Source organism: Thermomonas sp. LB-4 (assembly GCF_036409385.1).
GTDB lineage: Bacteria > Pseudomonadota > Gammaproteobacteria > Xanthomonadales > Xanthomonadaceae > Thermomonas.
Genome location: NZ_JAXOFT010000004.1, coordinates 170,063 through 183,831, shown reverse-complemented (window position 1 = coordinate 183,831; position 13,769 = coordinate 170,063). Strand labels below are relative to the sequence as shown.

The 13,769-nt window shown below is 69.3% G+C and carries 14 protein-coding genes and 1 pseudogene; 7 read left to right on the top strand and 8 right to left on the bottom strand.

All coding sequences use genetic code 11. The annotated features are described in order from the left end of the window. Positions 1–106: 106 nt before the first annotated feature. Positions 107–1,117 (bottom strand): phosphate ABC transporter substrate-binding protein PstS, encoded by a 1,011-nt coding sequence (gene pstS / locus SPK54_RS05530; protein ID WP_330946914.1) that lies wholly within the window; start codon positions 1,115–1,117, stop codon positions 107–109. 271 nt (positions 1,118–1,388) lie between these two features. Here pstS and SPK54_RS05525 point away from each other — a divergent pair, with 271 nt between their 5' ends. Beyond that, entirely contained in the window at positions 1,389–2,702 is a 1,314-nt protein-coding gene (locus SPK54_RS05525; RefSeq protein ID WP_330946913.1) for a porin, read from the top strand. 124 nt (positions 2,703–2,826) lie between these two features. On the opposite strand, the gene nth is transcribed toward SPK54_RS05525, so the two are convergent. From nth to SPK54_RS05510, 3 genes are all read right to left on the bottom strand, one after another. Continuing rightward, complete coding sequence (gene nth, locus SPK54_RS05520) at positions 2,827–3,522, bottom strand: endonuclease III (RefSeq protein WP_330946912.1); 696 nt, start codon at positions 3,520–3,522, stop codon at positions 2,827–2,829. Next, complete coding sequence (locus SPK54_RS05515; protein ID WP_330946911.1) at positions 3,519–3,890, bottom strand: hypothetical protein; 372 nt, start codon at positions 3,888–3,890, stop codon at positions 3,519–3,521. Before SPK54_RS05515 ends, nth begins: the two co-directional genes overlap by 4 nt. Before the next feature lie 95 nt (positions 3,891–3,985). Continuing rightward, positions 3,986–4,768, bottom strand: coding sequence for an enoyl-CoA hydratase-related protein (locus tag SPK54_RS05510; RefSeq protein WP_330946910.1), 783 nt, complete (start codon positions 4,766–4,768; stop codon positions 3,986–3,988). A gap of 208 nt (positions 4,769–4,976) precedes the next feature. On the opposite strand from SPK54_RS05510, the gene SPK54_RS05505 reads away from it, so the two are divergent. From SPK54_RS05505 to arsC, 4 genes and pseudogenes are all read left to right on the top strand, one after another. Beyond that, a complete protein-coding gene (locus SPK54_RS05505) occupies positions 4,977–5,705 on the top strand; it encodes an FKBP-type peptidyl-prolyl cis-trans isomerase N-terminal domain-containing protein (protein WP_330946909.1) in 729 nt (242 codons plus the stop codon). A 94-nt stretch (positions 5,706–5,799) separates the two neighbouring features. Further along, positions 5,800–6,617, top strand: a pseudogene (locus SPK54_RS05500) (CoA pyrophosphatase). After that, complete coding sequence (locus SPK54_RS05495; protein ID WP_330946908.1) at positions 6,605–7,462, top strand: sulfurtransferase; 858 nt, start codon at positions 6,605–6,607, stop codon at positions 7,460–7,462. The pseudogene SPK54_RS05500 and the gene SPK54_RS05495 overlap by 13 nt, the downstream one beginning before the upstream one ends. Positions 7,463–7,464: 2 nt before the next feature. Continuing rightward, positions 7,465–7,824 (top strand): arsenate reductase (glutaredoxin), encoded by a 360-nt coding sequence (gene arsC / locus SPK54_RS05490; protein ID WP_345786168.1) that lies wholly within the window; start codon positions 7,465–7,467, stop codon positions 7,822–7,824. Positions 7,825–7,956: 132 nt separating this feature from the next. Here the strand turns inward: arsC and SPK54_RS05485 are convergent, their stop codons facing one another. From SPK54_RS05485 to SPK54_RS05470, 4 genes are all read right to left on the bottom strand, one after another. Continuing rightward, complete coding sequence (locus SPK54_RS05485) at positions 7,957–8,715, bottom strand: enoyl-CoA hydratase/isomerase family protein (protein WP_330946906.1); 759 nt, start codon at positions 8,713–8,715, stop codon at positions 7,957–7,959. 71 nt (positions 8,716–8,786) lie between these two features. After that, the gene (locus SPK54_RS05480) at positions 8,787–9,206 is read right to left on the bottom strand and encodes a thioesterase family protein (protein ID WP_330946905.1); all 420 of its coding nucleotides are present in this window, start codon (positions 9,204–9,206) and stop codon (positions 8,787–8,789) included. Further along, positions 9,203–12,100, bottom strand: coding sequence for an excinuclease ABC subunit UvrA (gene uvrA, locus SPK54_RS05475; RefSeq protein ID WP_330946904.1), 2,898 nt, complete (start codon positions 12,098–12,100; stop codon positions 9,203–9,205). The genes SPK54_RS05480 and uvrA overlap by 4 nt, the downstream gene beginning before the upstream one ends. Before the next feature lie 115 nt (positions 12,101–12,215). Continuing rightward, positions 12,216–12,899, bottom strand: a complete 684-nt coding sequence (locus SPK54_RS05470; protein WP_330946903.1) for a hypothetical protein — start codon at positions 12,897–12,899, stop codon at positions 12,216–12,218. Between the two features lie 204 nt (positions 12,900–13,103). Here SPK54_RS05470 and rplU point away from each other — a divergent pair, with 204 nt between their 5' ends. After that, complete coding sequence (rplU, locus tag SPK54_RS05465; RefSeq protein ID WP_190280600.1) at positions 13,104–13,412, top strand: 50S ribosomal protein L21; 309 nt, start codon at positions 13,104–13,106, stop codon at positions 13,410–13,412. Positions 13,413–13,435: 23 nt separating this feature from the next. Further along, complete coding sequence (gene rpmA, locus SPK54_RS05460) at positions 13,436–13,696, top strand: 50S ribosomal protein L27 (protein WP_028839735.1); 261 nt, start codon at positions 13,436–13,438, stop codon at positions 13,694–13,696. Positions 13,697–13,769: the final 73 nt, after the last annotated feature.

The window sequence follows — 13,769 nt, the reverse complement described above, 5'->3', positions numbered from 1 at the left end:
AGCAAGTCTGCCCGGTCGGCCGTGCGCCTTTCCCCTCAGTTGGGAGAAGAACCAAAAAAAAGCGGGCCCGAAGGCCCGCAACAGGGGGGGTTATGCGGAATGCGGCTTACTTGACGTTCTGGGTCCAGTAGCCCTCGATCTGCTGGACCAGCGAATCAGGGAGCGGGACGTAGCCCAGCGAAGCGGCGGACGCGTCGCCGTTGGCATAGACCCAGCGGAAGAAGTCGAGCGCGGCCTTGGTGCCCGGCTTGCTGTTCTTGTGCACCAGCATGAAGTTGGTGGCGGTGATCGGCCAGGCGTTCTCGCCCGGCGCGTTGGTGACGATGAGGAAGAAGTCCTTGGTCGACTTCCAGTCGGCGCTGGCGGCGGCCTCGGCGAAGGTGTCATCGCTCGGATTGACGTAATTGCCGGCGGCGTTCTTGAGGCGCGAATAGGGCACCTTGTTCTGGATCGCGTAGGCCAGCTCGACGTAGCCGATGCTGCCGCGGATCTGCTTGACGTAGGCGGACACGCCCTCGTTGCCCTTGCCGCCGATGCCGACCGGCCACTTCACCGCGGTGCCCTCGCCGACCTCGGTCTTCCACGCCGGGCTGACCTTGGAGAGGTAGTTGGTGAAGTTGAAGGTGGTGCCGGAGCCGTCGGAGCGGTGCACCACGGTGATCTTCTGCGCCGGCAGGTTCAGGCCCCGGTTGCTGGCGACGATGCGCGGGTCGTTCCACATCTTGATCTTGCCGAGGAAGATGTCGGCCAGCACGTCCGGGTCCAGCTTCATGGCGCCGGCGGCGATGCCGGGCAGGTTGAACGCCGGCACGATGCCGCCGATCACCGACGGGAACTGCGCCAGGCCCGAGCGCGCCAGCTCGGCCGGCGGCAGCGGCTTGTCGGAGGAACCGAAGTCAACGGTGCCGGCCTTGATCTGGGCAATGCCGCCGCCGGAGCCGATCGACTGGTAATTCACTTCCTTGCCGGTGGCGGCCTTGTAGTCGGACGACCACTTGGACATCGCCGGGTAGACGAAGGAGGCGCCGGCGCCGGTGACGTCGGAAGCGAAGGCGCTGGCGGCGAAGCTGGTCGCCAGCGCGAGCGCGGCGATGCGGATCTTGAAGGACTTGGACACGAGGAACTCCTGGTGAGCGGATGCGACGGGGCGATGCCCGGTTCGTGGCGCATTCCATCGCGCTTGCGTGACGCCCGCGGGTCAGTCGTGTGACGGTGGCATGACGGTTGCGCGGGGGCGCCGTGCCGCGTGGATGGGGGCGCGTGGAGAAAAGCGCGCAAGGGAAATAAAACTGCAATCGATGGCGGGTCAAATGCGTGCTGCAGGTGACGCGAGGCGGAGACCCGCGCGCTGCCCACCAGACAGCTTTCCATCACAACGGAGTTCCCACATGCGTCCCACCCGTCTGGCCGTCGCGATCGCCCTGATCGCCGGCACCGTCAGTTTCAACGCCGCCGCGCAGAGCGCCCCCAGCGCCCAGGACATCGCCGAGCTGAAGGCGCAGATCGCCGCGCTGCAGGCGCAGATCCAGAACCTGGAAGAGCGCAACGATGCGCAGTCCGACGTCAACGTCGATACCGCCACCCAGCTCGACAACCTCACCAACAACAGCGTGAAGGTGGAGACCAAGGGCGGACTGAAGGTGACCTCGGCCGACAAGAACTTCGAGGCCTCGCTGGGCGGCCGCATCCATTTCGATGCCTACAGCTTCGACAAGGACGTGGCGGCGACCACCGACACCACCGAGTTCCGCCGCGCCCGCCTGACCCTGTCCGGCAAGGCCTACGGCTGGGAATACAAGATGGAGCAGGATTTCTCCGCCGGCACCAACCTGGACGGCATCCGCGACATGTACATCGCCCGCAACATGCTGGGCGGCAAGCTCACCATCGGCCACTTCAAGCCGTACCGCTCGATGGAAGAGCTGACCAGCTCCAACGAGATCCTGATGATGGAGCGCCCCAGCACCTCGGCGACGGGCATCTACAGCGGCCGCCAGTTCCAGCAGGGCGTCGGCTACCTGCGCGCCGGCGACAGCTACACCTTCGGCGTCAGCGCGTTCAATATGCGCAGCGCGCCGACCGCGCGCACCGAGGGCGTGGGCTTCTCCGCACGCGGCACCTGGGCGCCGATCGACAGCGGCACCACCACCCTGCACCTGGGTGGCTCGTACAGCCACGAGAACCTCAACAAGGGCACGCCCAACGTCTCGGCGGTGTCCAATTACGCCGGCCGCCGCGGCCCGTCGCAGACGATGGCCACCACCACCGCCGGGATCGGCAGCAACGACTCGCAGGTGGATACCTTCGGGCTGGAAGCGGCGTTCCGCAATGGCCCGCTGTTCCTGCAGTCGGAGTACGTGCGCGCCAGCTACGGCCAGGCCAACGGCACCTCGCAGGATGTCGACGTCTACTACGTGCAGGGCAGTTTCATGCTCAACGGCGGGCTGAAGGCGTACAAGGGCGCCACCGGCGTGTTCGGTTCGCCCAAGGTCGGCGAGTCCGGCCTGTGGGAGCTCACCGCACGCTACGACGTGATGGAGAACAAGGACGTCACCGACATGAAGACCACCTCGGCGTTGATCGGCCTGAACTACTACATCAACCCGAACATGCGGGTGATGCTGAACTACACCAAGGGCAAGAACGACAAGACCGGCGACGAGCCGGGCCAGATCGCGCTGCGCACGCAGTTCGCGTTCTGATCGCCGCTTCGGACATGCAGCAAACGACGCCCCGCATCCGCGGGGCGTCGTGTTTCGGGGCGGTCATCGCTGGGCGCCCTCTTCCGGCGCGGCTTCGGGTCGTCGACATCGCGCCGGGCATTCTTCAGGGTGCGGCGGGCTGCGCCGACGGGCCCTTCTCCGGCCAGCGGCACAGGTCGTGGAGCACGCAGCGCGCGCAGTCCGGCTTGCGCGCCTTGCAGACATAGCGCCCGTGCAGGATCAGCCAGTGGTGCGCGTCGCGCGCGAACTCGGCCGGCACCAGCCGCACCAGCTTGTCCTCGACCGTGCGCACGTCCTTGCCGGGCGCCAGCCCGGTGCGATTGGAGACACGGAAGATATGCGTGTCCACCGCGATGGTCGGCTCGCCGAACGCGGTGTTGAGCACCACGTTGGCGGTCTTGCGGCCCACGCCCGGCAGTGCTTCCAGCGCCTCGCGCGTGCGCGGCACCTCGCCATCGTGCAGTTCCAGCAATTGCCGGCACAGCGCGATCACGTTGGCTGCCTTCGCATTGAACAGCCCGATGGTGTTGATGTAGCCCTTCAGGCCGTCCTCGCCCAGCGCCAGGATCGCAGCGGGCGTGTTGGCGGCCGGGTACAGCCGGCGGGTGGCCTTGTTGACCCCGACGTCGGTGGCCTGCGCCGACAGCACCACCGCCACCAGCAGCTCGAAGGCCGTGGTGTATTCCAGCTCGGTGGTGGGGTGCGGGTCGCCCGCGCGCAGGCGGGTGAACAGCTCGGTGATTTCAGCGGGAGTGAGCTTGCTGCCGCGCGCCGCGCGCGGTTTTGGGGCTGCGCTCATGCGTGGCGCGCCTTGGCTTTTGCCAGCGCTCGGGCCAGCGCGTCGGCTGCCGCCGAGGGCAGCGCGGGCGCTGCCTGTTGCGCCGAGGGCGAAATCGCTGGACGGCGCGCGGCGTCGCGCTCGGCGCTGATCCGCGCCAGCCGCACGGCGCGCGCGCGATGGCGCTCACGCGCGGCCAGCGCGAAGCGCCGCGCGTCGCGCGCTTTGGTCAGTTGCGCGCCGCAGGCGGCCGCGCAGGAGGGGCAGGGCGCGGCGTCCAGCAGGCCCAGCCGCAGCGCCGCGTCGAGATCGTCCTCGCGCAGCGCCGCCAGCAGGGCGTGGGCCGGGTGTTCGAGTGCGCAGGAACAGGTCGGGCAGGAAGTGTGCATGTCGTGCTCGTCATCCCGCGTAGCGGACAGCCGGCCACGGGGCGGCCCGGATGCGGAGCCCGCTTCGGCGGGACCGGCGGGATACCCGGATCGCCTTATTTACCCGCGAACGCCGGCTTGCGCTTCTCGAGGAAAGCCGCAGTGCCTTCGCGCATGTCCTGGGTGGCGAACATCAGCCCGAACTGCGCCGATTCGTATTCCAGTCCTTCCTCGATCCCGCATTCGCCCCCGATGTTCACGCAGTCCAGCATCCCCCGCAGCGCCAGCGGCGCGGCGTTGGCCAGCTGCGTGGCCAGTTTCATGGTCTCGGCTTCCAGCTCCGCGGCCGCCACCACGCGGTTGACGATGCCAAGCTGCAGCGCCCGCTCGGCGGTGACCGGGGCGCCGGTCAGGCACAACTCCAGGGTGCCGGCGCGGCCGCACAGGCGCAGCAGGCGCTGGCTGCCGCCGAAGCCGGGGATCAGGCCGAGGTTGATTTCCGGCTGGCCCACCTTGGCGGTGTCCGCCGCCACGCGCAGGTGGCAACACATCGCCAGTTCCAGCCCGCCGCCCAGGGCGAAGCCGTTGATCATCGCGATGACCGGTTTGTTCAGCTTTTCCACCCGCCGCATCATCCGCGTGCCGCGCAGCGAGAAGTCGCGGCCCTGCACCGGCGTGAGCGCATGCATCTCGGCGATGTCGGCACCGGCCACGAACGCCTTGGGGCCGGCGCCGGTGAGCACCACCACCCGCACCGCCTCGTCGTCGGCCGCGTCGGCGAAGGCCGCGTCCAGCGCGTCCAGGGTGGCGGCATTCAGCGCATTCAGCTTGTCCGGGCGGTTGATGCGGAGGGTGCGCACGCCGTCAGTGGTGTCGATCAGCAGCAGGTGGTCGCTCATGCGGGGGTCCAGTCGGATTTTCGTGGGCCGGGCGGGAACTTCGACGGCCGAGCCGGGTCGCAGGGGGGTGCCGGTAGCCGTCAAGTGCCGGGGCCAGTATCCTAGCGTGTCGCGCCCGGGCATTCCGCACGGTCGCGGCGAAACCTCCGGCCTGCGCCGGATTCCTGCGGGCCGCGTTGGCGGCTCCATTCGACATACGAGGTTGTGGATGAAGTTGCGTGCGATTGCTGCCAGTGCGGCGGCCCTGACCCTGACCGCCGGCATCGCCTCGGCGCAGACCAAGCCGGCAGCGGCCCCCGCCAAGCCCGCCACCGCCGCGCCCGCCGCGCCGCCGGCGGTCGACAAGACCCACGCCAGCTATGCGTTCGGCTGGCAGCTCGGCCAGGAGCTGGCCAACACCGGCGAGCCGATCGACATCGCCACCGTGGTGCGCGGCGTGCAGGATGCCTTCGCCAAGAAGCAGCCGGCCTACACCGAGCAGCAGCTGGGGGCCGCCTACTCCGCCTTCCAGCAGCGCATGGAAATCAAGGCGCAGGAAGCCTTCCGCAAGGCGCTGGCCGACAACCAGGCGCAGTCCGCCGCGTTCGTCACCAAGTTCAAGGCCGAGCAGGGCGTGATCACCCTGCCCAGCGGCATCATGTACCGCGTGGCCAAGGCCGGCACCGGCGCCAAGCCGACCGCCACCAGCGAAGTGCAGATCGCGTTCCGCAGCTTCCTGGCCGCCGTCGGCGTGCCGCTGAGTGGCGTGCAGACCCCGCCCGCATTCAAGGTTGCCGACGCGCCGATCCCGGCGCTGAAGGAAACCCTGCCGCTGATGCAGCAGGGCGCGGTCTGGGAAGTGGTCATCCCGCCGGGCAAGGGCCTGGGCGGCAACCAGAACCAGCAGTTCGCGCAGCAGGCCGTGGCCATGCAGATCGAGCTGGGCTCGGTCAAGTAATCCGGTTGGCCGCGCGCTGGCGCGGTACCGCGGCAAGTCCCGATGCGCCGGCCATGTGCCGGCGCATCGCGTTTGCGGCGCTACCATAGTACGCATGAGTGATTTGTTCCGCGCCGTGCTCAGCCCTTGCACCGGCGTCTGCACGCTGGATGAGGGCGGGCTGTGTCGCGGCTGCCGCCGCACCGGCGACGAAATCGCAGCGTGGACCAGGCTGGACGATGCCGCCCGCCTGCACCTGATGGACGTGGTTCTGCCGGCGCGCCCGGCTGCGGCGGAGGACGCCTGATGGACGCCGTTGCGTTGGCCGAATGGCTGCGCGGCGCCCTGCATCCGCTCGATGCGCCGCCTGCGGCGGCGCCGTGGAACCTGGCCGACCTGGCCGGGCTGGCGCAGCCGGCCGCGCCGCGCCCTGCGGCGGTGCTGGTCGGGGTGATCCCGCGCGCCGTCGGCGCCGGGGTGCTGCTGACCCGCCGCACCGACGGCCTGCGCCACCACGGCGGCCAGGTCAGCTTCCCCGGCGGCCGCATCGAGCCGGACGACCCGAGCCCGGCCGCCGCGGCGCTGCGCGAAGCGCGTGAAGAGGTGGGCCTGCAGCCCGCGCAGGCGCGCATGCTCGGCTATCTCGATCCGCTGCTGACCATCACCGGTTTTCGCGTGCTGCCCACGGTGGTGGTGGTAGACCCGGATTTCCAGCCGGTGCCCGAACCGGGCGAGGTGGCCGAAGTGTTCGAAGTGCCGCTGGAGATGCTGTTGGATCCGGCGCAGCTGGACACCATCGAATTGCAGTTCGGCGGCCGTGCCCGCCACGTGTTCCAATACCGCTACCAGCCGCAGCGGATCTGGGGCGCGACCGCCTCTATCCTGTACAACCTGCGCGAGCGGCTGGCTGGCTCGAACCAATGGAGGGTGTGATGGCCGGATGGACTACCCTGGTGCAGGCGGACGTCCTGTCGGTGGCGCTGGGGCGCCCCGACCTGGTGATCGTCGATTGCCGCTTCTCGTTGCTCGACCCGCACCTGGGCGAGCAGTCCTGGCACCGCTCGCACATTCCCGGCGCTGCCTACGCGCACCTCGAGCGCGATCTCTCCGACATGTCCCGCAAGGGCGAGGGGCGGCACCCCTGGCCGGACGCGGAAACCTTCTGCGCCAAGCTGACCCGCTGGGGCATCGCCCCCGGTTCGCAGGTGGTGGCCTACGACGATGGCGATGGCGCCTACGCCGCGCGCCTGTGGTTCCTGCTGCGCGCGCTGGGCCACGAGAAGGTGGCGGTGCTGGATGGTGGCTGGACGCGCTGGACCTCGCTCGGCTTGCCGGCGTCGTCGCTCACGCGTGAGCCGGCCAGCCAGCGCTACGTCGCGAACTTCGACACCTCGCGCCTGCTCGACGCGGAAGCGGTCGAAGCCCATCTCGCCGCAGGCGGGATGCTGGTCGATGCGCGGGCGGCGGCGCGTTTCCGCGGCGAGGAAGAGCCGCTCGACAAGGTGGCGGGGCATGTCCCCGGCGCGGTCAACCGGCCCTACGCGGACAACATGGCCGGCGGCCGCTTCAAGCCGCCGATGCAGCTGGCCGACGAATACCGCGCGCTGCTGGCCGGGCGCGATCCGTCCGACGTCGTGGTGATGTGCGGTTCCGGCGTCACCGCCTGCCACAACCTGCTGGCGATGGAGCGCGCCGGGCTGCGCGCCGCCAAGCTGTTCACCGGTTCGTGGAGCGGCTGGCTGGCCGACCCGCTGCGACCGGTGGCGACCGGGGCATGACCATGCGGGGAAATGAAGTGGAAATCTGGCATCGCCCCAGCTGCAGCAACTCGCGCGGCGCGCTGGCGCTGCTGCGCGAGGCCGGGATCGAGCCGGTGGTCGTGGACTACGTGGCCAGTCCGCCCACCAAGGCACGGCTGCGCCAGGCCATTGCCGATGCCGGGCTCACCGTGCGCGAGGCGATCCGCAGCAAGGAGGCCGAGTACGCCGCGCGCGGACTGGCCGATCCGGCGCTGTCCGACGATGCGCTGCTGGAGGCGATGGTGGCCGCGCCGATCCTGATCAACCGGCCGTTCGTGTTCACGCCCAAGGGCGTGCGCCTGTGCCGGCCGCCGGAAACGGTGCTGGAGCTGCTGGATTGAATCGCCGCGCGCGGCAGGCGCGCGGGCTTCCTGATTCGTAGGAGCAACTGCAAGGGCGCGAACGCTTTCGCCGGCTCACGCAAAAGGCAATCGCGCCCTTGCGCTGCGATCCTGCGGATATCGGGAGGCGTTCTACTTCCCGATCCGCGCCAGCATCGCGCGCAGCGCCGCCTGGGTGTCCGGGTGCGACCACTGGGCGACGAAGCGGGGCAGGCCGATGCGTTCATCCGCCAGCGCGGCGATGACGTCGCGGCGGGCGATCGCGCGCGTCTCCAGCATCGGCGTGTGCGGCAGCTGCAGCAGCTCCTCCAACCAGACCCGCGCGCGGGTGGCGACATCGTCGATGTGCACCAGCTCGTCCACCAGCCCGATCCGCAGCGCCTGCTGCGCATCAGGCATCGCGCCGGCCACCAGCAGGCGCTCGGCGCGATGCGGGCCGACCACGCGCGCCAGCAGTGCCTGGATGCCTTCCGGGGCAACCAAGCCCACCTGGGTTTCGTTAAGCCCGATCCGGTAGGGGCCGTCGGCAAGGATGCGGTAGTCGCAGCACAGCGCCAGCACGCAGCCGCCGGCCGGCGCGTGCCCGGCCATGGCCGCCACCACCGGCACCGGGCATTCCGCCAGCGCCCGCGCGGCCTGGAAGAACACCGTCCATGCCCGCAGCAGCGCCTCCTGGTCTTCGCCCAGCGACAGCAGGTAGGGCACGTCCAGACCCGCGGAGAACACCTTCGGCCCCCCTGCCAGCACGATGCCGCGGGCGCCGTGCGCGGGCGCTTCGCGCAGCGCCTGCACCAGGTCGGCGCACAGTTCCGGGTTCAGCGCGTTGACCGGCGGACGCGCCAGCCGAAGTTCGTGGACTTGGCCGTGGACGATGGTTTCGATCAGCGACATGGACAGGCTCCGGGGCGGCGTGCGGCCATCATAGGCGGGCGGATCGGGATCCGCGCCAAGGGATCCGGTGGTCAGGCGGCCGGGGCGGCGAGCAGCCGCTCTGCGGCGCGGCGCACGCAGTCGGGCAGCGGCGTGGGGCGGCCGTCACGGCGGCCCACCCAGACCGCCACCACGTTGCCGTCGCAGTGCAGGGTGCCGTCGGCGGCGACGATGCGATGGCCGATCACCACGCTGCTGTTGCCCAGCTTCTCGGTGAACAGTTCCACCGCGACCTCGGCCGGGTATTCGATCGGCCGCTTGAAATTGAGCGTGGCGGAGGCGACCACCGGCGCGGCGTCGTCCGTCACCCACGGCTCGCCGATGGATTCGAACCACTCGATGCGCGCCTGCTCCAGGAAGGTCAGGTAGCGCGCGTTGTTGACGTGGTTGAACGCGTCGAGGTCGCTCCAGCGCAGCGGAATGGGCATGCGGAATACGGTGCTGTCGGTCATGCGTCGGCCTTTTTCTTTTTGCGCGGCGAGGACGACGAGCCTGCCGGAGATTTTTCGAGCAATGGCGCAAGGAAGCGGCCGGTGTGCGAAGCCGGGTTCGCCGCCACGTCCTCGGGCGTGCCCACGGCGATGATCTGGCCGCCGCGATGGCCGCCTTCGGGGCCCAGGTCCACCACCCAGTCGGCGGTCTTGATCACGTCGAGGTTGTGCTCGATCACCACCACCGTGTTGCCGTCGTCGCGCAGCTTGTGCAGCACCGCCAGCAGCGCCTCGATGTCGTGGAAGTGCAGGCCGGTGGTGGGTTCGTCGAGGATGTACAGGGTGCGGCCGGTGTCGCGCCGCGACAGCTCCTTCGACAGCTTCACCCGCTGCGCCTCGCCGCCCGACAGCGTGGTCGCGCTCTGGCCCAGCTTGATGTAGGAAAGCCCCACGTCCACCAGCGTCTCCAGCTTGCGGGCGATGCTGGGCACAGGCTGGAACAGGTCCAGCGCGGCCTCCACGGTCATCTCCAGCACGTCATGGATGCTGAAGCCCTTGTAGCGGATCTCCAGCGTCTCGCGGTTGTAGCGCTTGCCCTGGCAGACGTCGCAGGGCACGTACACGTCCGGAAGGAAGTGCATCTCCACCTTGATCAGTCCGTCGCCCTGGCAGGCCTCGCATCGGCCGCCGCGCACGTTGAAGCTGAAGCGGCCCGGCGAATAGCCGCGCGCGCGCGCCTCCGGCACCTGCGCGAACAGCTCGCGCAGTGGCGTGAACAAACCCGTATAGGTGGCCGGGTTGGAACGCGGGGTGCGGCCGATCGGCGACTGGTCGATGTCCACCACCTTGTCGAACAGGTCCAGCCCGATCACGTCCTTGTGCGGCGCCGGGGTGTGCGAAGCGCCGTTGATCTCGTTGGCGGCCAGCGCGTACAGGGTGTCGTTGATCAAGGTCGACTTGCCGGAACCGGACACGCCGGTCACGCAGGTGAGGAGCCCGGACGGGATCTCCAGGTCCACGTTCTTCAGGTTGTTGCCGCTGGCGCCCTTCAGCTTGAGCAGCAGCTTGCGGTTGGGTGGGTTGCGATGCGCCGGCACCTCGATCCTGCGCTTGCCGGACAGGTATTGCCCGGTCAGCGAGCGCGGCGCCTTCAGCACGTCGGCCAGCTGGCCCTGCGCCACCACTTCGCCGCCGTGCACGCCGGCGCCGGGGCCGATGTCGACGATGTAGTCGGCCAGCCGGATCGCGTCCTCGTCGTGTTCCACCACCAGCACGGTGTTGCCGAGGTCGCGCAGGCGGGTCAGGGTGCCTAGCAGGCGCTCGTTGTCGCGCTGGTGCAGGCCGATGGAGGGCTCGTCGAGCACGTACATCACGCCCACCAGCCCGGCGCCGATCTGGCTGGCCAGGCGGATGCGCTGCGCCTCGCCGCCGGACAGCGAATCGGCCTTGCGCTCCAGGGTCAGGTAATCCAAGCCGACGTCGACCAGGAAGCCCAGCCGCTCGTGGATCTCCTTGACGATCTTGGCGGCGATCTCGCCGCGCCAGCCGGGCAGGGTCAGGGTGTCGAAGAAGGCCAGGCAGGCGTCGATCGGCAGTACCGCGATCTCCGGCAGCGGGCGGTCGGCCACGAACACGTTGCGCGCCTGTCGGTTCAGCCGCGCGCCGCCGCATTCCGGGCAGGGCTGTTCGCTGATGTACTTGGCCAGCTCCTCGCGCACCGCCGCGCTTTCGGTTTCGCGGTAGCGCCGCTCGAGGTTGGGCAGGATGCCTTCGAAGGCGTGTCTGCGCTGGTACTTGTTGCCGTTCTCGCCGACGTAGGACAGGTTGATGACCTCGCCGCCGCTGCCGCGCAGCACGATCTCGCGGATGTGCTCGGGCAGCTGCTGCCAGGGCACGTCGACCTTGAAGCCGTAGTGCTTGGCCAGCGAGGCGATCATCGAGAAGTAGTAGGTGTTGCGGCGGTCCCAGCCGCGCATCGCGCCGGCGGCCAGCGACAGCTCGGGATGCGCCACCACCTTGGCCGGATCGAAGAACTGCGCCACGCCCAGCCCGTCGCAGCCCGGGCAGGCGCCGGTGGGCGAGTTGAACGAGAACAGCCGCGGTTCGAGTTCGGGCAGCGAGTAGTCGCAGACCGGGCAGGAATAGCGCGAGGAGAACAGCAACGGATCGCGCGATGCGTCATCCATCGACTGCACGATGGCCATGCCGTCGCCCAGTTTCAGCGCGGTCTCGAACGACTCCGCCAGCCGCTGGCGGATGTCCGCGCGCGGCTTGAAGCGGTCGATCACCGCCTCGATGGTGTGCTTCTGGCGCAGCGCCAGCGCCGGCACCGCGTCGATCTCGTGCAGCACGCCGTCCACCCGCACCCGCACGTAACCCTGCGCGCGCAGCTGGTCGAACACCTGCAGGTGCTCGCCCTTGCGCTCGCGCACCACCGGTGCAAGCAGCATCCAGCGTTGCCCGCCCAGCGCCTCGTCGGCTTCCATCGCCAGCACCTGGTCCACCATCTGGCTGACCGTCTGCGCTTCCAGCGGGAAGTGGTGGTCCGGGCAGCGCGGACTGCCCACGCGCGCGTACAGCAGGCGCATGTAGTCGTGGATTTCGGTGATGGTGCCGACCGTGGAGCGCGGGTTGTGGCTGGTCGACTTCTGCTCGATGGAAATGGCCGGCGACAGCCCTTCGATATGGTCGAGGTCCGGCTTGTCCATCACGCTGAGGAACTGCCGCGCATAGGCCGACAGCGACTCGACGTAGCGGCGCTGGCCTTCGGCGTAGATGGTGTCGAACGCCAGCGACGACTTGCCGGAGCCGGACAGCCCGGTGATCACGATCAGCTTGTCGCGCGGCAGGTCGAGGTCGATGTTCTTGAGGTTGTGCGTCCGTGCGCCGCGGATGCGGATGTAGTCCAGGGCCATCGGGATGTCCTGCGGGGTGGGGGAGGCCGGCGCCGGGCGCAGGCCAATCAAGAAGCGTAGCGAGCCACTGATTTGGGGGCAAATGGAGCCATCACCAGCGCGGCGCGAAGCGCGTTCAGGGACCGCAGTACTGCTTCTGCTGCCGCACCACATCTTCCAGCAGTGCCTGTCTACCTTTTGTGGTGGCCTGCCCGGCCAGTACCTGCGCGGCTTCGGCAAGGCCATCGCAGGGGTCGTCGGTGTACCCGGCGGGCCAGAGCAGGACCTGCGAGAGTGCGCGCACGTAATCGCCCAGGCTGGCGGCACGCTGGCGCATGCGGAAGCGCTCGGGCGGGGGCCGGCGGATCGGGTTGATGCTGGCCATCGGGCTCCTGCGTTCGAAGCGGATGCCGTCGTCGCGGCGCGGCGCTGCCGGCATCGACCAGTCGTCGCTGGCCACCACCGGCGGCCCAGCCACCGGTTGGGCCCCGATCGGAGTCGCGCCCGGTGCCTGCGCCGCCAGCGCCGGGTCGGACCCGGCCGGGGCGGTGGCCTCCTGCGCGGGGCGGAGCGCCGGCCGCCCGCGCCGGGTGGCCGCCGCCGCGCGATCGGGCGCCGGGGCCGACAAGGGTGGGGGTAGGGGTGGGGGCAGGTCGACGTAGACCAGCGTCATCGGCGGCCGGGCGTCGTCGTCGGCGTCCGCCTCGGGACGGGTCAGCGCCCAGCCGGCCAGCAGGTGCAGGGCCACCGCCAGCAGGCAAGCGCCACGACGTGCGGGAAGATCACCGGGCGAGGCCGGGGCAAATCCGTTGCTGCGCATCCAGGTCCTTGGGTGTCCGTTCCGGGGCAGCGCTTGGACGGGGATCTGCGGCGCAAGTTCCTTGCGCCGGCGGTTTTTGGGCAGGTTGACGCTAAGCTGCTGAATCCCCTACAATTCCGCTCCTGTCCGCCCTCGATGGCGGCAGGCCCTGCGCAGGAACGGCAACGGGCACCCAGAAGAACTACAGAACCGAGAGATATCAACATGTACGCAGTACTGGTCACCGGCGGTAAGCAATACCGCGTGATGCAGGGCGAAACGCTCCGCGTCGAACTGCTCGAAGCCGAAGCCGGCAGCGAGATCAAGCTGGACAACGTCCTGATGCTGGGCGACGCCGACGGCATCAAGCTGGGCGACGCGCTGAAGGGCGCTTCCGTCACCGCGAAGGTGGTCGGCCACGGTCGCGCCGACAAGGTGCGCATCGTCAAGTTCCGCCGCCGCAAGCACCACCGCAAGCAGATGGGCCACCGTCAGCACTACACCGAAATCCAGATCACCGGCATCAACGCCTGATCGTCAGCCTGGAGAACTAAGCAATGGCACACAAAAAGGCAGGCGGCAGTACCCGTAACGGCCGCGATTCCAACCCGAAGTACCTGGGCGTCAAGATCTACGGTGGCCAGGCCATCGAAGCGGGCAACATCATCGTCCGCCAGCGCGGTACCCAGTTCCATCCGGGCACCGGCGTGGGCCTCGGCCGCGACCACACCCTGTTCGCGCTGATCGATGGCAAGGTGGAGTTCACCACCAAGGGCCCGAAGCAGCGCCGCACCGTCAACATCGTCGCCGCGCAGTAAGCGCCCGCGACGATGCGATGCGAAGGGCCCCGCCTCGGCGGGGCTTTTCGTTTGCAGGCGGGGCCCTTCGCCG